Source organism: Streptomyces caeruleatus (assembly GCF_001514235.1).
Taxonomy (GTDB): domain Bacteria; phylum Actinomycetota; class Actinomycetes; order Streptomycetales; family Streptomycetaceae; genus Streptomyces; species Streptomyces caeruleatus.
Window position 1 is genome coordinate 159,985 of record NZ_KQ948928.1, and the last position, 20,131, is coordinate 180,115.

Annotated in this window: 15 protein-coding genes and 2 pseudogenes; 14 read left to right on the forward strand and 3 right to left on the reverse strand. The window is 70.2% G+C overall.

What is annotated here, in order from left to right; translation table 11 throughout:
- Positions 1–91 precede the first annotated feature (91 nt).
- From AQJ67_RS16300 to AQJ67_RS16315, 4 genes are read left to right on the forward strand one after another with little or no spacing between them, the layout of a single operon-like run.
- Positions 92–2,668: a sensor histidine kinase gene (locus AQJ67_RS16300; RefSeq protein WP_062719490.1), complete on the forward strand. Its 2,577-nt coding sequence runs from the start codon at positions 92–94 to the stop codon at positions 2,666–2,668.
- Positions 2,662–3,378 (forward strand): response regulator, encoded by a 717-nt coding sequence (locus AQJ67_RS16305; RefSeq protein ID WP_062719491.1) that lies wholly within the window; start codon positions 2,662–2,664, stop codon positions 3,376–3,378. Before AQJ67_RS16300 ends, AQJ67_RS16305 begins: the two co-directional genes overlap by 7 nt.
- A gap of 20 nt (positions 3,379–3,398) precedes the next feature.
- Entirely contained in the window at positions 3,399–3,797 is a 399-nt protein-coding gene (locus tag AQJ67_RS16310; protein ID WP_062720048.1) for an OB-fold nucleic acid binding domain-containing protein, read from the forward strand.
- A gap of 3 nt (positions 3,798–3,800) precedes the next feature.
- Positions 3,801–4,532 carry a DUF3159 domain-containing protein gene (locus AQJ67_RS16315; protein WP_062719492.1) on the forward strand — a complete coding sequence of 244 codons (732 nt, stop codon included), beginning with the start codon at positions 3,801–3,803 and terminating at the stop codon, positions 4,530–4,532.
- Positions 4,533–4,683: 151 nt separating this feature from the next.
- Here the strand turns inward: AQJ67_RS16315 and AQJ67_RS16320 are convergent, their stop codons facing one another.
- Positions 4,684–5,361 (reverse strand): potassium channel family protein, encoded by a 678-nt coding sequence (locus AQJ67_RS16320; protein ID WP_062719493.1) that lies wholly within the window; start codon positions 5,359–5,361, stop codon positions 4,684–4,686.
- Complete coding sequence (locus AQJ67_RS16325; protein WP_062719494.1) at positions 5,361–6,032, reverse strand: potassium channel family protein; 672 nt, start codon at positions 6,030–6,032, stop codon at positions 5,361–5,363. Before AQJ67_RS16325 ends, AQJ67_RS16320 begins: the two co-directional genes overlap by 1 nt.
- 543 nt (positions 6,033–6,575) lie before the next feature.
- On the opposite strand from AQJ67_RS16325, the gene AQJ67_RS16330 reads away from it, so the two are divergent.
- The 7 genes from AQJ67_RS16330 to AQJ67_RS16360 all read left to right on the forward strand — a co-directional run bounded on the left by AQJ67_RS16330 (position 6,576) and on the right by AQJ67_RS16360 (position 18,173).
- Positions 6,576–8,624: an APC family permease gene (locus tag AQJ67_RS16330; RefSeq protein ID WP_062719495.1), complete on the forward strand. Its 2,049-nt coding sequence runs from the start codon at positions 6,576–6,578 to the stop codon at positions 8,622–8,624.
- A 132-nt stretch (positions 8,625–8,756) separates the two neighbouring features.
- Positions 8,757–10,085 carry a class I SAM-dependent RNA methyltransferase gene (locus tag AQJ67_RS16335; protein WP_062719496.1) on the forward strand — a complete coding sequence of 443 codons (1,329 nt, stop codon included), beginning with the start codon at positions 8,757–8,759 and terminating at the stop codon, positions 10,083–10,085.
- A gap of 295 nt (positions 10,086–10,380) precedes the next feature.
- A complete protein-coding gene (locus AQJ67_RS16340) occupies positions 10,381–10,611 on the forward strand; it encodes a hypothetical protein (RefSeq protein ID WP_062719497.1) in 231 nt (76 codons plus the stop codon).
- A gap of 352 nt (positions 10,612–10,963) precedes the next feature.
- Positions 10,964–12,871, forward strand: a complete 1,908-nt coding sequence (locus tag AQJ67_RS16345) for a glycoside hydrolase family 9 protein (RefSeq protein ID WP_244190469.1) — start codon at positions 10,964–10,966, stop codon at positions 12,869–12,871.
- Positions 12,872–12,964: 93 nt separating this feature from the next.
- On the forward strand, positions 12,965–14,434 hold the full coding sequence (locus AQJ67_RS16350; protein WP_279616889.1) for a DUF5009 domain-containing protein: 1,470 nt from the start codon (positions 12,965–12,967) through the stop codon (positions 14,432–14,434).
- Between the two features lie 361 nt (positions 14,435–14,795).
- Positions 14,796–16,901: a bifunctional polysaccharide deacetylase/glycosyltransferase family 2 protein gene (locus AQJ67_RS16355; protein ID WP_062719500.1), complete on the forward strand. Its 2,106-nt coding sequence runs from the start codon at positions 14,796–14,798 to the stop codon at positions 16,899–16,901.
- Between the two features lie 702 nt (positions 16,902–17,603).
- Positions 17,604–18,173 (forward strand): SMI1/KNR4 family protein, encoded by a 570-nt coding sequence (locus AQJ67_RS16360; protein ID WP_062720049.1) that lies wholly within the window; start codon positions 17,604–17,606, stop codon positions 18,171–18,173.
- Between the two features lie 252 nt (positions 18,174–18,425).
- Here AQJ67_RS16360 and AQJ67_RS49290 read toward each other — a convergent pair.
- Positions 18,426–18,599: pseudogene (locus tag AQJ67_RS49290) on the reverse strand (type I restriction enzyme endonuclease domain-containing protein); the annotation flags it as partial.
- Positions 18,600–18,904: 305 nt separating this feature from the next.
- Between AQJ67_RS49290 and AQJ67_RS49305 the strand changes: the two are divergent.
- The 3 genes and pseudogenes from AQJ67_RS49305 to AQJ67_RS47655 form a co-directional block, all read left to right on the forward strand.
- Positions 18,905–19,202 (forward strand): annotated as a pseudogene (locus tag AQJ67_RS49305) (hypothetical protein); the annotation flags it as partial.
- 52 nt (positions 19,203–19,254) lie between these two features.
- A complete protein-coding gene (locus AQJ67_RS16370) occupies positions 19,255–19,584 on the forward strand; it encodes a hypothetical protein (protein WP_159058771.1) in 330 nt (109 codons plus the stop codon).
- Positions 19,585–19,698: 114 nt separating this feature from the next.
- Positions 19,699–19,836: a hypothetical protein gene (locus tag AQJ67_RS47655; RefSeq protein WP_159058772.1), complete on the forward strand. Its 138-nt coding sequence runs from the start codon at positions 19,699–19,701 to the stop codon at positions 19,834–19,836.
- Positions 19,837–20,131 lie beyond the last annotated feature (295 nt).

Sequence of the window (20,131 nt, forward strand, 5' to 3'; positions counted from 1 at the left end):
CTCCCACCACCGTACCCGGCCCCATTTGTCGCGATTATTGGCCGTAAGGTCGACGCTGCGTAGGCAGCAGTGGCCGAACACAATGAGGAACATGGGACGCGGCAAGCTTCGGATCTACCTCGGTGCGGCACCGGGCGTCGGCAAGACGTACGCGATGCTGTCCGAGGCGCACCGGCGTGTCGAGCGGGGCACCGACTGCGTGGTCGCCTTCGTGGAGCACCACGAGCGACCACGTACCGAGGTGATGCTGCACGGGCTCGAACAGGTCCGGCGCGGGCGGCTGGAGTACCGGGGCGGCACCTTCACCGAGATGGACGTGGACGCCGTGCTCGCCCGGCGTCCCCAGGTGGCCCTCGTCGACGAGCTCGCCCACACCAACGTCCCCGGCTCGCGCAACGCCAAGCGCTGGCAGGACGTCGAGGAGCTGCTGGCGGCGGGGATCGACGTCATATCGACCGTCAACATCCAGCACCTGGAGTCCCTCGGCGACGTCGTCGAGTCGATCACCGGCGTACGGCAGCAGGAGACCGTGCCGGACGAGGTGGTGCGCCGGGCCGACCAGATAGAGCTCGTCGACATGTCGCCCCAGGCGCTGCGGCGGCGCATGGCGCACGGCAACATCTACCAGCCCGACAAGGTCGACGCAGCCCTGTCGAACTACTTCCGGCCCGGCAACCTGACCGCGCTGCGCGAGCTGGCGCTGCTGTGGGTGGCGGACCGGGTCGACGAGTACCTGAAGCAGTACCGCAGTGATCACCGGGTGTCGAGGATCTGGGGTTCGCGGGAGCGGATCGTCGTCGGGCTGACCGGCGGCCCGGAGGGCAGGACCCTCATCCGTCGCGCCGCCCGGCTCGCGGAGAAGGGTGCCGGCGGTGAGGTGCTGGCCGTCTACATCGCCCGCAGCGACGGACTGACCTCCGCCTCGCCGAAGGAGCTCGCCGTCCAGCGCACCCTCGTCGAGGACCTCGGCGGAACGTTCCACCATGTCGTCGGCGACGACATCCCGGCCGCCCTGCTCGACTTCGCGCGCGGTGTGAACGCCACCCAGATCGTCCTCGGCTCCTCGCGCCGCCGAAGCTGGCAGTACGTCTTCGGACCGGGCGTGGGCGTGACCGTCGCCCGGGACTCCGGCCCCGACCTCGACGTGCACATCGTCACGCACGAGGAGGCCGCCAAGGGACGCGGCCTGCCCGTGGCCCGGGGAGCCCGGCTCGGCCGGTCCAGGATCCTGTGGGGCTGGTTCACCGGCGTGGGCGGCCCGGTGCTGCTCACCCTGCTGCTGACCCACATCGACGCCGACCTCGGTCTCGCGAACGACATGCTGCTGTTCCTGACCCTGACGGTGGCCGCGGCCCTGCTCGGCGGGCTCTACCCCGCCCTCGCCTCCGCGGCGGTCGGCTCGCTGCTGCTCAACTGGTTCTTCACCCCGCCCCTGCACCGCATCTCCATCGCCGACCCGAAGAACCTGCTCGCCCTCGTGATCTTCGTGCTAGTGGCGCTCGCGGTCGCCTCCGTGGTCGACCTCGCCGCCCGCCGCACCCACCAGGCGGCCCGGCTGCGCGCCGAGTCGGAGATCCTCTCGTTCCTCGCGGGCAACGTGCTGCGCGGCGAGACCGGCCTGGAGGAGCTGCTGGAGCGGGTCCGCGAGACCTTCGGCATGGACTCGGCGGCGCTGCTGGAGCGCGACAGCGACGTCGACCCGTGGACACGGGCGGGCGAGGTGGGCCAGGGACCAGCGCCGCAGCGGCCGGAGGACGCGGACGTCGACGTACCGGTCGGCGACCACATGGCGCTCGCGCTGACCGGCCGCGTACTGCCCGCCGAGGACCGCCGGGTGCTCGCCGCCTTCGCCGCACAGGCGGCCGTGGTCCTGGACCGGCGCCGGCTCCAGGAGGAGGCCGACCAGGCCAAGGAGCTGGCCGAGGGCAACCGCATCCGCACCGCGCTGCTGGCCGCCGTCAGCCATGACCTCCGCACGCCCCTCGCGGGCATCAAGGCGGCGGTCTCCTCCCTGCGCTCCGACGACGTGGCGTGGTCGGAGGAGGACGAGGCCGAGCTGCTGGCGGGCATCGAGGAGGGTGCCGACCGGCTGGACCACCTGGTCGGGAACCTGCTGGACATGTCCCGCCTCCAGACCGGTACGGTCACGCCGCTGATCAGGGAAATCGACCTCGACGAGGTGGTGCCGATGGCGCTGGGCGGGGTGCCGGACGGAAGCGCCGAGCTGGACATCCCGGAGACGCTCCCCATGGTCGCCGTGGACCCCGGGCTGCTGGAGCGGTCGGTGGCCAACCTGGTCGAGAACGCCGTCAAGTACAGCCCGGACGACCGCAGGGTCCTGGTGGCCGCCAGCGCCATCGCGGACCGGGTCGAGGTCCGGGTGGTCGACCGGGGGCCGGGCGTCCCGGACGACGCCAAGGAACGCATCTTCGCGCCGTTCCAGCGCTACGGCGACGCCCCGCGCGGCGCGGGAGTCGGTCTCGGACTCGCGGTCGCCCGCGGGTTCGCCGAGGCGATGGGCGGCACGCTGAACGCCGAGGACACGCCCGGCGGCGGCCTCACCATGGTGCTCACTCTGCGGGCGGCGGGATCGCGCGCGGAGCTTGTCGAAGAGGGGGGCGTGCCAGTGGAGCACCCCGTGGAACCAGAAAGGCAGACCACATGCTGAGCCCGACCGCGGGGACCCCCCAGACCCCCACGAGGGTTCTGGTGATCGACGACGAGCCGCAGATCGTGCGCGCCCTCGTGATCAACCTCAAGGCCCGCAAGTACGAGGTCGACGCGGCCCACGACGGGGCCACCGCCCTCGAACTCGCCGCCACCCGCCACCCCGACGTGGTCGTCCTCGACCTCGGACTGCCGGACATGGACGGCGTTGAGGTCATCCGGGGCCTGCGCGGCTGGACCCGGGTGCCGATCCTGGTGCTGTCCGCCCGGCACTCCTCCGACGAGAAGGTCGAGGCGCTGGACGCGGGCGCCGACGACTACGTCACCAAGCCCTTCGGCATGGACGAACTGCTCGCCCGGCTGCGGGCCGCCGTACGCCGCGCCGAGCCCACGGGGGCCGGCGAGGACGAGGTGATGGTGGAGACCGAGGAGTTCACCGTCGACCTGGCCGCCAAGAAGGTCAACCGGGGCGGGAAGGACGTACGGCTGACCCCCACCGAATGGCATCTGCTGGAGGTGCTCGTCCGCAATACGGGACGTCTCGTCAGCCAGCGTCAGCTGCTGCAGGAGGTGTGGGGGCCGTCGTACGGGACGGAGACCAACTATCTGCGGGTCTACATGGCCCAGCTGCGCAGGAAACTGGAGGCCGACCCGTCGCACCCCAGGCACTTCGTCACCGAGCCTGGGATGGGCTATCGGTTCGAGAAGTGATGCCCGGTAGGCTTCAGGACATGAGTGCTGTTCCTCGTTCCGAAAAGTCGGTGGGCCGGTTCCGGCGCATGCTCGACCGGCTCTCCTCGTCGCAGGAGGACCTGGAGTCCGAGGAGCTGCGCGAGGACGCCGAGACCGCCGGCTGTATCAGGATCGGTGACTGCCGTGACCGACAGATAGTGACGGTTACTGGTACCTTGCGCACGGTCACCCTGCGGCCACGCGCGGGCGTTCCGGCCCTGGAGGCCGAGCTCTTCGACGGCTCCGCCGCGCTGGACGTGGTGTGGCTGGGAAGGCGCTCCATAGTCGGGATAGAGCCGGGGCGCCGGCTCATCGCATCGGGCCGGATCTCCATGAGCCGGGGCCGCCGCGTGCTGTTCAACCCGAAATACGAACTGAGACCCCTCGGACGGGAGTAGCCGGTGACGTCGCTCGACAAGCCGACTGAAGACACCACCGACACCACCGCGAACCCCGAGCACGACGCCCGGGCGGTGACCGAGGCCGCCCTGTTCGAGGCCTTCGGCGGCATGCGCGGCATGATCGAGACGGTGCTGCCGGGTCTGCTCTTCGTCACCATCTACACGATCAACAAGGACCTGCACCTCTCGGCCATCGCGGCGCTCGCGGTGTCCCTGGTGCTCGTGGTCGTCCGCCTGGTGATGCGGGACACCGTCAAGCACGCGTTCAGCGGTGTCTTCGGCGTCGCCTTCGGTGTCGTGTTCGCGATGATGACCGGCAACGCCAAGGACTTCTACCTGCCCGGCATGCTCTACACTCTGGGGCTGGGCCTCGCGTACATCATCACGACCCTGTGCGGCGTGCCACTGATCGGGCTGATCCTCGGGCCGGTGTTCAAGGAGAACCTCTCCTGGCGCACGCGCAATCCCGGCCGCAAGAAGGCCTACGCGAAGGCCAGTTACGCCTGGGGCGCGATCCTGCTGGCCAAGTGCGCGATCCTCTTCCCGCTGTACTGGTGGGCGGACACCACGCAGTTCGGGTGGGTCCTGATCGCGCTGAAGATCCCGCCGTTCCTGCTGGCCGTCTGGCTGACCTGGGTCTTCCTGGCGAAGGCGCCCGCGCCGATTGACGTGTTCGCCGAGATGGAGGCGGAGGAGAAGGCGCGGGAGGCTGCTGCTCGGTCAGCCGAGTAGGTGGTCGGCGTTTGTCTGAGCGTCACTGGGGGCTACCGCCCCCAGACCCCCGCTTCGGCCTGAACGGCCTCGTCCTCAAACGCCGGACCGGCTGGTAGGAAGGGCGCCCCGAGATTTCGGGGCGCCCTTCCTGCCGTATCGCGCGAAGCGGCTAGCTCGCCGTGTCCTCCCGGCGGACCGACAGCAGGTCCTCCAGCTGCTCCTCGCGGGCCTGGGCGGCCACGAAGAGGAGTTCGTCGCCGGCCTCCAGGGAGTCCTCCCGGGACGGGGTGAGGACGCGGGTGCCGCGGATGATGGTGACCAGGGACGTGTCCTGCGGCCACTCGACGTCGCCGACCTGGGTGCCGGCCAGGGCCGACTCCTCCGGCAGGGTCAGCTCCACGAGGTTGGCGTCGCCGTGGCTGAAGCGGAGCAGACGGACCAGGTCGCCGACGCTCACCGCCTCCTCGACCAGGGCCGACATCAGACGCGGGGTGGAGACGGCCACGTCGACGCCCCAGGACTCGTTGAACAGCCACTCGTTCTTGGGGTTGTTCACGCGGGCGACGACGCGCGGGACGCCGTACTCCGTCTTCGCCAGGAGCGAGACGACCAGGTTGACCTTGTCGTCGCCGGTCGCGGCGATCACCACGTTGCAGCGCTGAAGGGCCGCCTCGTCCAGGGACGTGATCTCGCAGGCGTCGGCCAGCAGCCACTCCGCCTGCGGGACGCGCTCGACCGAGATGGCGGTCGGCGCCTTGTCGATGAGCAGGACCTCGTGGCCGTTCTCCAGCAGTTCGCCCGCGATGGAGCGACCCACCGCGCCGGCACCGGCAATGGCGACCCTCATCAGTGACCGCCCTCCTCTTCGGGACCCTTGGCGAACGCCGCCTCGACCTTGTCGACCTCGTCGGCACGCATCATCACGTGCACCAGGTCGCCCTCCTGCAACACCGTCTGCGAGGTGGGCAGGATCGCCTCGCCGAGCCGGGTCAGGAACGCCACGCGGACGCCCGTCTCCTCCTGGAGCCTGCTGATCTTGTGGCCCACCCAGGCCGTGGACGTGTGCACCTCGGCGAGCTGGACGCCGCCGGTGGGATCCCGCCACAACGGCTCGGCGCCCGAGGGGAGCAGCCGGCGCAGCATCTGGTCGGCCGTCCAGCGGACCGTGGCCACGGTGGGGATGCCGAGACGCTGGTAGACCTCGGCGCGGCGGGGGTCGTAGATCCGTGCCGCGACGTTCTCCACGCCGAACATCTCGCGGGCCACGCGCGCGGAGATGATGTTCGAGTTGTCCCCGCTGGAGACGGCGGCGAAGGCGCCGGCCTCCTCGATGCCCGCCTCGCGCAGGGTGTCCTGGTCGAAGCCGACGCCGGTGACCCGGCGGCCTCCGAACCCGGGGCCCAGCCGGCGGAACGCGGTGGGGTCCTGGTCGATCACGGCGACCGTGTGCCCCTGTTGCTCCAGGGTCTGGGCAAGAGCGGAACCCACCCTTCCGCAACCCATGATGACGATGTGCACGGTCTTACCCCGCACTCCTCGTTAGGCGTCTGACTTGCGTGAACGTGGTGCTCATATCCTTCTCTCGGTTCGCCGGGCAACAGGCGCGGGCCGGTCGCGGACCGCTGGGCAACATCATGCCGGGGAATGCCGGGGATGATCCCTCGCGGTACGGATCGTGGACTGCCGTACAGGCCGGCCCGCGTGTGCCTCGGTCCACCGTAACGTCCGCCTCCGACACACCGACCGGCGCGTCGGCTGTCCCGTACGACCCCCTCAGCGGCGGTTGAAGCTGCGGAGGCTGGCGAGTGCCAGGAGGCCGAGTCCGGCGAGCGAGACGAGGGCCCCGACGAGCTGAGCGGCCGTCTGCGACATGAGGTCTCCCGGATGTGATGAGCGTACTGACGCAGGTGGGCGGATCCGCAGGTACGCAGGTCATGGAGGCACGGGGGCGCCGCGGGGGCCCGTGCCCGGCGCGTTCGGGGCACGGAATTCACCCCGGCGCCGCGCGCGATTTCACCCGGATGTGCTCCGTCCCATGAGGGGGGCCTACGATTCTCTGTTGTGTCCAAACTGACCGACGTGCCCAAACGGATTCTGATCGGGCGCGCGCTGCGCAGCGACCGGCTGGCGGAAACGCTCCTGCCGAAGCGCATCGCACTGCCCGTCTTTGCCTCCGACCCGCTGTCCTCCGTGGCATACGCGCCCGGAGAAGTACTGCTGGTCCTCTCCATCGCGGGCGTGTCGGCGTACCACTTCAGCCCCTGGATCGCGGTCGCGGTCGTCGTGCTGATGTTCACCGTGGTCGCCTCCTACCGGCAGAACGTGCACGCCTACCCGAGCGGCGGCGGCGACTACGAGGTGGCGACCACCAACCTCGGCCCCAAGGCGGGCCTGACGGTGGCCAGCGCGCTCCTGGTCGACTACGTGCTGACCGTCGCCGTCTCCATCTCCTCCGGCATCGAGAACCTCGGCTCCGCGATCCCGTTCGTGGTCGAGCACAAGGTCGAGTGCGCGGCCGCGGTGATCCTGCTGCTGACGGTGATGAACCTGCGCGGCGTCCGGGAGTCCGGCAGCCTCTTCGCGATCCCGACGTACGTCTTCGTCGCGGGCGTCTTCATCATGATCGCGTGGGGTGCGTTCCGGGGGCTGGTCCTGGACGACACCATGCGGGCGCCCACGGCGTCGTACGAGATCAAACCGGAGCACGAGGGGCTCGCGGGCTTCGCGCTCGTCTTCCTCCTCCTGCGCGCCTTCTCCTCCGGCTGTGCCGCGCTCACGGGTGTCGAGGCGATCTCCAACGGCGTCCCGGCCTTCCGCAAGCCCAAGTCGAAGAACGCGGCGACCACGCTCGCGGCGATGGGCCTGCTCGCCGTCACCATGTTCTGCGGCATCATCGTGCTCGCGCTGGTGACCAAGGTCCGCATGGCCGAGAACCCGGCCGTCGACCTGATCAAGGACGGCGCCGCGGTCGGCTCCGGCTATGTGCAGAACCCGGTGATCACGCAGGTCGCCGAGGCCGTCTTCGGCAAGGGCAGCTTCTTCTTCATCGTGCTCGCCGCGGCCACCGCACTGGTGCTGTTCCTCGCGGCCAACACCGCCTACAACGGCTTCCCGGTGCTCGGCTCGATCCTCGCCCAGGACCGCTACCTGCCGCGCCAGCTGCACACCCGCGGTGACCGGCTCGCCTTCTCCAACGGCATCGTGCTGCTGGCCGGAGCCGCCATGCTCCTGGTCTGGATCTACGGCGCCGACTCCACCCGCCTGATCCAGCTCTACATCGTCGGCGTGTTCGTGTCCTTCACGCTCAGCCAGACCGGCATGGTCCGCCACTGGAACCGCCTCCTGGCCACCGAGAAGGACCAGGCCAAGCGCCGCCACATGATCCGCTCCCGCGCGATCAACACCTTCGGCGCCTTCTTCACCGGCCTCGTCCTGATCGTCGTACTCGTCACCAAGTTCACGCACGGCGCCTGGGTGGCCCTGCTCGGCATGGTGATCTTCTACGGCACGATGACGGCGATCCGCCGCCACTACGACCACGTCTCCGAGGAACTCGCCGCCCCCGAGGGCCCGAGCGACGACAGCGTACGGCCGTCCCGCGTGCACTCGGTCGTCCTGGTCTCCAAGATCCACCGCCCCGCCCTGCGCGCCCTGGCCTACGCCAAGCTGCTGCGCTCGGACACGCTGGAGGCGCTCAGCGTCAACGTCGACCCGGCGGAGACCAAGGCGCTGCGCGAGGAGTGGGAGCGGCGCGGGATCGACGTACCGCTGAAGGTGCTCGACTCGCCCTACCGCGAGATCACGCGGCCGATCATCGAGTACGTGAAGGGGCTGCGCAAGGAGTCCCCGCGCGACGCGGTGTCGGTGATCATCCCCGAGTACGTGGTCGGCCACTGGTACGAGCATCTGCTGCACAACCAGAGCGCGCTCAGGCTGAAGGGCCGGCTGCTGTTCACCCCGGGCATCATGGTGACGTCCGTGCCCTACCAGCTCCAGTCGTCCGAGGTCGCCAAGGCCAGGGCCCGCAAGCGGCAGGACTGGAACGCGCCGGGATCGGTGCGGCGGGGGCCGGCCCAGGAGCGGGCGAAGGAGCCGGACGCCCAGCGCTGACCGGGGCGCTGGCCGGGGCGCTGACCGGGGCGGGGCACGGGTTCGAGCACGTAGACTGGTGGGCTGTTGTCAGGCCCTCCGCAGCCCTTGGGGAGAGGGCCGCATCCCCTCTCGATCTGGAGTCACCCCACCATGCAGGCAGAACCGAAGAAGTCGCTGGTGGGGGAGGAGTACGAGGTCGAGATCGGCCCCGTCGCCCACGGCGGGCACTGCATCGCCCGCACCGACGCCGGACAGGTGCTGTTCGTCCGGCACGCGCTGCCCGGCGAGCGGGTCGTGGCCCGGGTGACCGAGGGCGAGGAGGGCGACCGCTTCCTGCGCGCCGACGCGGTGGAGGTCCTGGACGCCTCCAAGGACCGCATCGAGGCGCCCTGCCCCTTCGCCGGGCCCGGCCGCTGCGGCGGCTGCGACTGGCAGCACGCCAAGCCCGGGGCGCAGCGTCGGCTGAAGGGCGAGGTCATCGCCGAGCAGTTGCAGCGGCTCGCGGGACTGACGCCGGAGGACGTCGGCTGGGACGGCACGGTGATGCCGGCCGAGGGCGACAAGCTGCCCGCCGGACAGGTGCCGCAGTGGCGCACGCGCGTGCAGTACGCCGTCGACGCCGACGGGCACGCCGGACTGCGCCGGCACCGCTCGCACGAGGTCGAGCCGATCGACCACTGCATGATCGCCGCGGAGGGTGTCAGCGAGCTGGGCATCGAGAAGCGGGACTGGACGGGCATGGCGTCGGTCGAGGCCATCGCGGCGACGGGTTCGCAGGACCGCCAGGTGATCCTCACGCCGCGGCCGGGGGCACGCCTGCCGATCGTGGAGCTCGACCGCCCGGTGTCGGTGATGCGGGTCGGCGAGAAGGACGGCGGCACGCACCGCGTCCACGGCCGCCCGTTCGTCCGCGAACGCGCCGACGGCCGTACGCACCGCGTCGGCAGCGGCGGCTTCTGGCAGGTCCACCCGAAGGCCGCGGACACCCTTGTGACCGCCGTCATGCAGGGCCTGCTGCCCCGCAAGGGCGAGATGGCCCTCGACCTCTACTGCGGAGTGGGCCTCTTCGCAGGCGCCCTCGCCGACCGCCTCGGCGACAAGGGCGCGGTCCTCGGCATCGAGTCCGGCAAGCGCGCGGTGGAGGACGCCCGGCACAACCTCGCCGAGTTCGACCGCGTGCGGATCGAACAGGGCAAGGTCGAGGCGGTGCTGCCGCGCACGGGGATCACCGAGGTGGACCTGATCGTGCTGGATCCGCCGCGGGCTGGGGCCGGGCGGGGTACGGTCGCGCATCTCGCGTCGCTGGGGGCTCGGCGGATCGCTTATGTGGCTTGCGATCCGGCGGCTTTGGCGCGGGATTTGGGGTATTTCGGGGAGGGGGGGTATCGGGTGCGGATGTTGCGGGCGTTTGATTTGTTTCCGATGACTCATCATGTGGAGTGCGTTGCGATCCTTGAACCGGCCGCGAAGGGCTCCTGAGCTTGGGTTTTGTGCGTGCGCATTGTGTGCGGTGTGGGCGTTACGGGCGATGTCTTGGCGCTCGTTCTGATGGGGTGGCAGGCGGCTTCTGGGCACGTCAGACCCTGGCTATGTGGCGACTGCCGGTGGGGTGTTGAGGGCTGGTGACGCTCTCGGCGATGCAGCCGGAAGTCCCAGAGCTGTCCGAAGGGAACCCCCACGGCAGGGAGCCGAGGAGCACCCCTGGTCCTGATGCGCACTCGTGTACGCGGTCCGGAACCTCGTCCGCCGAGCCTGTTCGGCGTTGGAGGCCGGAATGCGCGGAGTGCTGCTGCGGCCGGAGCAGGCCGCCTACAAGCAGGCCCGCCTGCTGGTCAACCAGCGGTTCGACGGCATCCGTCCGCAGGCGATCGCCCACCCGGCCGACGTCCACGACGTGGTCAAATGCGTGAACTTCACCCGCACAAGCCGCATCCCGCTGGCCTTGCGCTCTCGAGCGGCGGCACCGCTTCACCGCCGTGGGTGGGGCCGGCGGCCTGCTCATTGACGTTCTCGGCGGCGCTGTCACCGACCGGTGCCGGGGCGTGACCGCCTTCCCCCACCGGGCCGCCGTCGACGTCGTGCAGGACCACTCCTGCTGGCACCAGTCCACCGACCCCACACACGTCGACCGCGGACTCAAGCGGCTGCGCGACACCCACGCCCCCGTGCAGACCCACCCACCTCGGAACCGGCGGCTACGTCAGCGGCATGGGCCCGGAACTCACCGACTGACGCAGTCACATGCCGCCCGGCCGACTGATGACGCCGCCGTCCGCCTACCTCGTCGCTGGGATCCGAAGTAAGCGAACGGGTGACGTTCGGCGTTTTCTCGCATGGCAGCTGCCAGAGTGGGGCGCGTGCTCAGTAGTCGTGTTCGTCTGGTGGCCCTCTCGGCTGCCGCCGTGCTTGCCGTGGCCGCCGTTGTGGGCTGGGATCCGACGGGTCTCACTGAAGGGCCCGGGGCGAGCGAGGCGGTTGTCCGCGTGGACCAGGTCGGCTATGCCGCGGGCGCGGCCAAGATCGCCGTGGTGACGGGACCTGACGACGCTCTCGCCGACGCGGGCTTTGCGGTGATCGACGGTCAGGGCCACTCCGTTCTGACGGGTCGGGTCGGTCCCCGCACGGGTAGTTGGAACCGGCGCTTCACTTCCGTGCACACGGTGGACCTGTCCGCACTCACGGCGCCCGGCACCTACCGTCTGACCCTCACCGGAACCGCGGCCGGCACCTCGCCCCGCTTCCGGGTGGCCCCGGCCCGGGAGTTGATGGCTTCCCTCGTCGAGCAGAACGTCCGGTTCTTCCAGGCCCAGCGCGACGGTGCGGAGGTTGTCGCGGAGGTCCTGCGCCGAAAGCCCTCCCATCTGAGCGACCGCCGGGCGACCGTGTACGTCACGCCCCGCTTCAGCGCCGACGGCAGCCGGCTGCAGGACCGCCGGCTGATCCCGGCCGGCGGCCCCGTGGACGCCTCGGGTGGGTGGTTCGATGCCGGGGACTTCCTGAAGTTCACGCACACGGCTTCCTACGCGGTGGTCCAACTGTTCCTGGCCGAGCGGGAGATGCCCGCCGCATCGGGGCTGTCGGCGGAGGCGGAGTACGGAGTGCGCTGGCTGGACCGGATGTGGGACGGAACGTCGGGCACGCTGTACGGGCAGGTCGGCCTCGGCGCGGGCAACGACGACATCGGCAACGACCACGATCTGTGGCGGCTGCCGGAGGCCGACGACGCACTGCGCACCGCACCCGGCGACACCGACTATCTGATCAGGCACCGTCCGGTCTTCCGCGCCAATGAGCCTGGCGCGCCGATCAGTCCGAATCTGGCGGGGCGGGTCGTGGCGGCCTTCGCGCTCGCAGCCCAGGCGGACTCCGACCCCGCGTCCGCCCGTCGCTGGCTCGACAAGGCCGCCGCGGTCTACGCCCGCGCTGACACGACGCCCACGGGGCAGCTTGTCACCGCCTACCCGGCGGCGTTCTACTCCGAGGAGTCGTGGCAGGACGACTTGGAACTCGGTGCTGCTGAACTCGCGCGTGCGGCGCGGGCACTGGGTGATGCGGCGCGAGCCGCCGAGTGGCAGCGCCAGGCCGGGGCCTGGGCGCGCGCCTACCTGGCCTCCGATGCGAAGGACTCCCTGGGTGTCGGGGATGTCAGCGCGCTCGCCCACGCGGAGCTCCTGGACTCACCTGACCACGGCGGCCGGCTGGCGGACGGGCTGAAGGCCGATCTCCGCCGCCAGCTGGCCGACGCCACCGACCGCGCCCGGGACGACCCGTTCGGGGCAGGCGCCGTCTACACGGACTTCGACGCCGTCCCGCGCACCTTCGGGCTGGTCACCACGGCCCTGCTTTACGCCCGGCTGACCGGTGAGCACCAGTACGACGTCTTCGCCGTCCGTCAGCGTGGTTGGGCCTTGGGCGCGAACCCTTGGGGCAGCAGCTTCGTGATCGGTGTCGGCGAGGTCTTCCCGCACTGCCCGGAGCACCCGGTGGCCAATCTGGCCGGCAGCCTGGACGGCACCGGTGAGATCCTGCGCGGTGCCGTCGTCAACGGCCCCAACGGGGCTGACAAGTTCAAGGAGGACGGGTTCATGCGGGGCATGCGGCCCTGTGAGGCCGACCCCGGTCGGCCGTGGAGCGACTTCGACGGCCACGGCGCCCGCTACGTCGACCGTGTCGGCGCCTGGCAGACCGTCGAACCCGCCCTCGACTTCACGTCGACCGCGCTGCTCGCCTTCGCCCTCTCCGGCAGCGGACCGGGGCAGCGGTGAGGCATGCCGCGCGTCCGGGTGACGGCCCCGGTGCCCGGTGCTTGGCGCTGGTGTCCGGAACGCCGCCCGGTCGTTGGGCGCCGTATGGGATGGATGAGCGGGCCCGTCATCAGTCGTGCTGCTTCGCGGATCCACGCAGTCGCTGATACCCCGGCGGAGCGGCCGGTCCCGGAGGGGACGCAGGCCCCGCCTGTCCGCCGGCGACTCGATGGGCTGGACGCGTTTCGCGGCTGCCTCGTGGTTCTGCGCATCCTCGTCGGCAGCCAAGTGGCCTCCATCGCGGCATCGGTCATGCTGCACGCGGACGGCTTCGGGCTGACGGTCGCCGATCTCGTCTTCCCCGGCTTCCTGTTCATCATGGGCATGGCGATTCCGGTGTCGATGTCGGCCTTCCTCCGGCTACCGGCCGCGCGGGACGCGGCCGGACCGGATCGCCGCACTCATCTGCTGCGCATCGTGCGCCGAGCCGTTCTGCTGTACATGATCGGCATGTTCCTGGGCGTGTACCCGTTCCTGCCCGAAAATCTGGAGCACCTGCGGTTCGCCGGTGTGTTGCAGCGGCTGGGTGTCGTGTACCTGGTGGTGTCGCTGCTGTATGTGACGTGCGCCTGGTCGCTGCTGCCGGTCGGCGACCGGGCTGCCTCGGACGGTGAGGGCGCGCCGCGCACCGGCGTGCGTGCGCGAGGTGGCCGTGCCCTGGTCAAGGCGTTCCTGTTGGGTGGGTTCCCGCTGCTGTGCGCCGGCGTCTGGATCGTGTCGACGTACACCTTCCGCAACCCGTGGCCCGAGTGCACCGGTGTCCGCGGACTGGTGCCTGATTGCTCGCTGGAGGCGTATGTCGACACGAACATGTGGGGTGTCGAGCACAACTTCGAAGGGCGGAGATTCGACCCGGAAGGGCTCATGTCGACGCTGGTGGCGGTGGTCAACTGCTGGGCCGGCCTTGCCGTCGGCATGGACATCGTCCGGAACATGGCTCGCTACGGCGCGACCCGTGGCGTGCGCAGGCGCGCGTCCTCGCTGATCGCCATCGGCGCGGCGGGTGCCGGGGGCGGCCTCGCGCTCGGCCTGGTCATCCCGATCGGCAAACCCTTGTGGACTCCGTCGTATGCCCTCGTGACCGTCGGGATCATGACGGTCGGCTTCGGCCTTGTCCTCCTGGCGTTCGACGGCGGGCTGTGGCCGAAGCCCGGCGGTACGGCCCGATCCGGCCGTGCCGGGATGAGCGCCGCTGTCCGCAGGGGACTCGTGCCCGGCCGTGCCGGGATGAGCGCCGCTGTCCGCAGGGGGCTCGTGCCCGTGGGCGACACACTGGTGGCTCTGGGCCGCAATCCGCTGTTCTTCTACATCCTGTCCGAGCTGGTCATCACCACCCTGAACTACATTCCGGTCCGGTACCACGGCAGGGAGGAGTCGCTGTGGAGCGTGGGAGCCGAAGTCGGGCTCGCCTCATGGATGCCCGGACCGCCGGCGAGCATGGTGTGGGCGTTGCTGTGGCTGCTGCTGTTCTACGTACCGCTCGCACGGCTGCTCGTGGCGCGCGGATGGTACATCCGGGTGTGACGGCACGGCCAGACGCGCTCCATACGGCAGGGGGCGGAGAGATCGACGTTCATGCCTCAGCACCCCGAAGCCGCGCCCGATCATCGGCGCGAGGTACGTCCCCCTGAGTCTCCATCGCTGAATGGCCTGTGACCTGCGAGGATGAGACTCGTTCTCCCCACGTGATCTTCGACCCCTCGCACCGCACAGCCGTTCCTCCCGTCTGCTGCGATCCCCGGGGCCGCCGTCGGCGGGCTCTGACCGTCGCGGGATCCCTGGTGTGTGCCGGATGCCTGCTCGTCCTCGCTGTGGCAGCGGGCGTACTGTACGTCGATCCCCACGCGCCGGCACAGGCAGGCACCGTCACCGCGGACACGGCACGATGAGGAAGGCCGCGCCGCGCGGGCACTGGTGGCTCCTGGCCAGTGTCCTCGCCGCATTCCTGGCGGTTCTGTTCCTCGCGACCGCGGTCCTGCGCGGCGACGGCGACAGAGGCGTCGCACACGACCGGGGACCGGACCATCTCGTGCCGAAATCCGCCGCCCGGGGCGGACCCGTTCTCGACGCACGCACCGCCACCCCCGTCAGCCTCGACATCCCGCCGGGAACGGTCGCGTTGACCTTCGACGACGGCCCGGATCCCACGTGGACACGGCAGATTCTCCGGGTCCTGGCCGCCAAGCAGGTCCCCGCGACGTTCTTCGTCACGGGCGCACACGTCGCCGAACACCCCGAACTGGTCCGTGCGCTGACCGCGGCCGGGCACGAGGTGGGCCTGCACACCTTCACCCACACCGACCTCGCGAACACCCCGGCCTGGCGCACGCGCCTGGAACTCGCCGCCAGCCGCGCCGCCCTGGCCGGCGCCACCGGTACCAGCACCACCCTCCTGCGCCCGCCCTACTCCTCGATGCCCGACGCCGTCGGCAACCGCGACTGGCAGGCCGCGCTGCGCACCGGAGAACTCGGCTACCTGACCGTCCTGTCCACGCACGACGGGCTCGACTGGCAGGCCCACCACGCCGAGGAGATCGTGCGCGGCGCGCTGCCGGAACGCGATGAGGGGGCCGTCGTCCTCCTGCACGACGGCGGCGGCGACCGCTCCCGTACCGTCGCGGCCCTGGGCGGGATCATCGACACGTACAAGGCCCGCGGCTACCGCTTCGCCACCGTGTCCCAGGCCGTCGACCTGCCGCCCCAGACCTCCCCGGCGACTGCCTTCGACCGTTGGTACGGCACCGCGCTGATCGCCCTCGTCCAGACCGCGCTCGCCGTTCCCCCGGTCGTCGACTGGCTGCTGGCCGGAGTTGCCCTGCTCACCGCCGCGCGCCTGCTCCTGCTCGCCGCGGCCGCGACCGTGCACCGCCGGCGCACCGCCAAACGGCCCCTGCCGTCCCCAGCCTCGCGACCGCGCGTCTCCGCCGTTGTCCCCGCCCACAACGAGGAGGCGACCATCGCCTCCTGCGTGCGCGCCCTGCTGGACGGCGGTTGCCCCGACATCGACATCGTCGTCGTCGACGACGGCTCCACCGACAGCACAGTGGAAGCCGCCCGCAGCGTGGCCGACGCACGGGTGCGCGTGGTGACCCAGCCCAACCAGGGCAAACCCGCCGCGCTGAACGCCGGCATCGCGCACGCCGCCCACGACATCATCCTCATGGTCGACGCGGACACCGTCATCGCGCCGGACGCGGCAGCACACCTCGCGGACGCCTTCGCCGACCCCTCGGTCGGAGCGGTGGCCGGCAACACGAAGGTCGCCGACCGCAAGGGCCTGCTCGCGCTGTGGCAGCACCTCGAATATGTCATGAGCTTCGGCCTGGAACGCCGCCTGTTCGACCTGATCGGGGCCAGCCCGACCGTTCCCGGCGCCATCGGGGCCTTCCGGCGCTCGGCCCTGGTTTCCTGCGGCGGCATCAGCGCCGACACCCTGGCCGAGGACACCGACATCGCCATGGCCCTGTGCCGGGCCGACTGGCGCGTCGTCTACCGCAGCGACGCCCACGCCCTCACCCACGTGCCCTCCACCGTCCGGGAGTTGTGGCACCAACGCCACCGCTGGGCCTACGGCACACTGCAGTCCATCTGGAAACACCGCCGCGCTGTCCAGGAGACCGGCGTCGCCGGTCTCCTGGGCCGCCGCACCCTTCCCTACCTGGTGCTGTTCCAACTCGTACTGCCGCTGGCCGCCCCGCTCATGGACGTTGTCGCTCTCTACGGGCTCACCACCGGGACGACCTCGGCCCCGGCCGTCGCCTGGGGCGCCTTCTGCCTCGCTCAACTCGCCCTCGCCGCCCACGCCCTGCACCAGGACGGCGAGAGCCCGCGCCACCTGTGGCTGGTCCCGCTCCAGCTGACCGCCTACCGGACGGCCCTGTGCCTGGTCACCATCCACGCCCTGGCCACCGCGGCTCTGGGCGCCGGTCCACGATGGCGCAGCCAGCCGACCACCCCGGCGGAGCCGCACGTGCATCCAGCGACGGTGTGACCCGCGCACGCTCTCCCGGCATGGGCAGGCGGGCGGCGATAACGGCTCCGGGCTCATCCAGCAGTCCGCTTCCCAGACCGCCCAGCTGTACGGCTTCTCGCCCACGGGCAGCAGACCGCCCTCATCAGTCGGAGCGTCGTCGGTACCGTTCGCGACCTCGGCGAGGAAAGTGCGATACGGCTCGGGCAACACCATCCCGTGCCTTCGCTCCCACGCCCGAAGATCTTCCCAGCCCAAAGGAGAGTGACGGACCTCTGTCGGCAAGGCTTCTCGCAGGACGGCTATCGGACCCGAAGTCGTATCTTCCACGCCCTACAGGTATTACCGGTCACTGAGCGTTTTCAGGCTCGCCACTCGGCAAGAAGGCGCAGGAACAGGGCGGTTGGGTCGGTGTACTCGACGGCGTCGCCAGGCGACCGGTGTAGTTCCTCGTGCAAAACGCCATGGCGGATGTCGTCCTTGCTGGTGCCATGGAGGTTCCTCTGCCGGCCCGTCGGCCACAGCGGCCTCGTTGGTGAGGAGTTGGCGGAATGCCACCTCGCTGAACGGCCGGTCCTGCGCTTCGGGCCGGAAGGTGGTCTTGGGTGGGGGCAGGAAGCCTGCTCGGAGTACCATCCCGGCGAGGTTCTCCGGTCGGCGCTCCGCAATTCCCGCAGGGCGCAGTCGTATGGGGGCATCCGTGTGGAGGGGGGGAAGAGGAGAATGAGTGTGGCGGAGAGCTGGTCCCGCGTGATGAATCTCCTTCGGCAGCACGCCCCGGCCCATCACGCGGATCTGCCGGGGCCCGCTACGGAACAGATGCTCGCGGCCGCCGAGGAACGGATGGGTATCCCCCTCCCTCAGGATCTGCGGGCGTGGCTGCTGCAGAACAATCTTGATCTTCCTGAGGAAGACGTGGACGCCGATGTGGCATGTTGCGGCTTCGCCGGGTTCCCGGATGAGGGAAGCTTCTTTCTTGGCATCCGGGCGATGGAGAAGCTCTACGCGAACCACTTCATGCCCGGTGGATTCGACCCGCCGGACCAGCCGGACAATCCGTTCTGGCGTAATGAGTGGATCCCGTTCCTGTCGGACCAGGACGGCTGGACGGGAAAGTTCATCGACGCGCGGGACGGGCGCGTCGGCAGGTGGTTTGTGGGTGAGCCCACGATCACGGGCGAGTACGAATCGCTGGCTCACTATTTCGACTCCGTGGCAGAGATGCTGACGAAGATCGCCGATGGCAGATATCCGGTCTGTGAGGTCGCCGAAGGGCGACTCGTCTGGTCGTGAAACAACAGATCCGCGGGCTTTGTGGAAGACGTGCCAGGACTTCACTCTCGCGACGCTTCGTTCAACTGGTGCTCGTGCCGGTGACAGAGCCTGGTTGATCGTCCGCTGGGTTGGGCTGAGGTCCTGGTGCGCTAGTCGCCTGATCGGCGTGGTCACCCCAGGAGCCGGCCCCGATGTAGGCGCGGTCGGCATGGTGCTGCGCAGTCTGGCGCGGACCGGTTCGTGGGAGACCCAGTCCGGTGCCAGTTGCCGACGCACAGTCGTCACCAGCACGCGGGCGATGTCGGCAAGCGCTGCATCACCGATGAGGTCGCGGGCCGCCCTGCCGTGGCCGGCGATCGCTTCGTAGAAGGCGAGTTCGTCCTGGCTCAGCGGCGGGTCGAACCGCTCACCGCGGTGGGTGTCCGAGGCTAACTCGTGCGGCATTTGCGGGTTCGATGGAGCGGAGCGTGTGAGGCATCGCGCGGGCTGCCTCGGCGATGATGAACGCGTCGCGGGCGTCGGTACGGCGAGCCAGGCCATCCGGCCGACGTTGGCGGCCTGTTCGCCGACCTGGAGACGTCAGCAAGGGCGAACACCACGCCACCGCCGTCACCCCGGCCGGGAAGAAAGTCTTCGACAATCGGCTGCCCCACAGCGAGCGACCGCCCGCCGGATCGTGTGGGCGAAGCTGGTGAACTCGGGCCAGACCCGCATCACCCCGGACTACGTCCTCGCACACGAGGCGGTCGCGTGACTACGCGGCGCTGTACGTCGGGGGTATGGGAAGCCGGGAGAAGAAGCCGGGAGGAGAACTTATACAACGCCCAGGCACGAGCGCTCGGTTACGAGAAGGAAGCGCGGGTCGTGCAGGACCACTACCTGTCCGGAGCGATCCGAGCCGCTGCCGCAGAAGTGCCGTTCGGGCTGATCGACGAGACGAGCCTGCTCGGACCGATGGACCGATGGACCGATGGACCCATGGACCGCATCGCCGACCGCCTCACCGCCTTCGCAGCGAGCGGTGTCACCACGCTGTCCGTCATCCCTCGCCGTGCCCGTCGGGGCTCCCGGCAGTGAGTCGGGCAAGACCGACAACACCGTGCGCCTGATCGAAAGCGCCGAACGGGCCGACGTGGGCATGTTTGTCCAGTCCGCCATCGCCAGCCTCGAACACCACCTGGTCGCGGGCGACTTCGGCACGGGCCACCACGTCGACGAGGACGTCGCGCCCCGCCTGGGGATCGAGGCCCGACTGCGTACCTCCACGCTGGAGCGCTGGGTGGTACTGCGACCGGTGAGTCTGATGGATAGCTTTCTGCCGCCCAAGGCGCGCGCCATGTCTCCCTGGCCGTCCGATGGCCGCCCTGCGCGAATCGCGGCGCTTCGACCGGCAGATCGTCGAACTCACCGCGGACGAGCTGCCCCTTGAGGAGATCGTCACCTCCCTCAGCGATGCCACCGGCAGTCACATCACGTATCAACCCCTGTCCGTCGCCCGCGCCGTCGAGGCCGGAATGCGCCCTGGTGTCGCGCACAGCCAGGAGTGGCCCATCGGATCGGCTACGGCGCGCCCTCGGCCGACGAACTCCACGAGGCGTGGGGCACCGCGTGCCCCTTCGCCGAATGGGCCCGCACGCACGCCGACACCTTCGCCGTGTCGCGCTCACACATGCCCGTGTGATTCGCCGGGGGCAGGGGTCCGTGTAGAGCGCCTGAGGTTGTCGTCGATCGGTTTGGCTCGCCCGGACGCCGGAGACCGGAGACCGGAGCCGGACGCCGAGGGGCGAAGTGTGCGCAGTTCTACGGCACTTCGTTCAGACAACCTCCACATGCTCCTGGGTTCGACGGGGTCTACGGCCACCGTGACGTCGCGGGACGCCCGCACCGGGTCGACGGCGTGCTGGGCAACGGCATGGCGCGGTCCTTGCGCACCTGGCGCCAGGCCGTACTGGACCGCGCGCCCTGGCCCACCACCC

What these genes read in the sequence shown, in the direction of transcription:
- AQJ67_RS16320 (WP_062719493.1), bottom strand. Translation starts at nt 5,361, where the DNA reads ATGAGGGTCGCCATTGCCGGTGCCGGCGCGGTGGGTCGCTCCATCGCG.
- AQJ67_RS16335 (WP_062719496.1), top strand. Translation starts at nt 8,757, where the DNA reads ATGCAGGCAGAACCGAAGAAGTCGCTGGTGGGGGAGGAGTACGAGGTC.
- AQJ67_RS16310 (WP_062720048.1), top strand. Translation starts at nt 3,399, where the DNA reads ATGAGTGCTGTTCCTCGTTCCGAAAAGTCGGTGGGCCGGTTCCGGCGC.
- AQJ67_RS16340 (WP_062719497.1), top strand. Translation starts at nt 10,381, where the DNA reads ATGCGCGGAGTGCTGCTGCGGCCGGAGCAGGCCGCCTACAAGCAGGCC.
- AQJ67_RS16300 (WP_062719490.1), top strand. Translation starts at nt 92, where the DNA reads ATGGGACGCGGCAAGCTTCGGATCTACCTCGGTGCGGCACCGGGCGTC.
- AQJ67_RS16305 (WP_062719491.1), top strand. Translation starts at nt 2,662, where the DNA reads ATGCTGAGCCCGACCGCGGGGACCCCCCAGACCCCCACGAGGGTTCTG.
- AQJ67_RS16355 (WP_062719500.1), top strand. Translation starts at nt 14,796, where the DNA reads ATGAGGAAGGCCGCGCCGCGCGGGCACTGGTGGCTCCTGGCCAGTGTC.
- AQJ67_RS16360 (WP_062720049.1), top strand. Translation starts at nt 17,604, where the DNA reads ATGAGTGTGGCGGAGAGCTGGTCCCGCGTGATGAATCTCCTTCGGCAG.
- AQJ67_RS16350 (WP_279616889.1), top strand. Translation starts at nt 12,965, where the DNA reads ATGAGCGGGCCCGTCATCAGTCGTGCTGCTTCGCGGATCCACGCAGTC.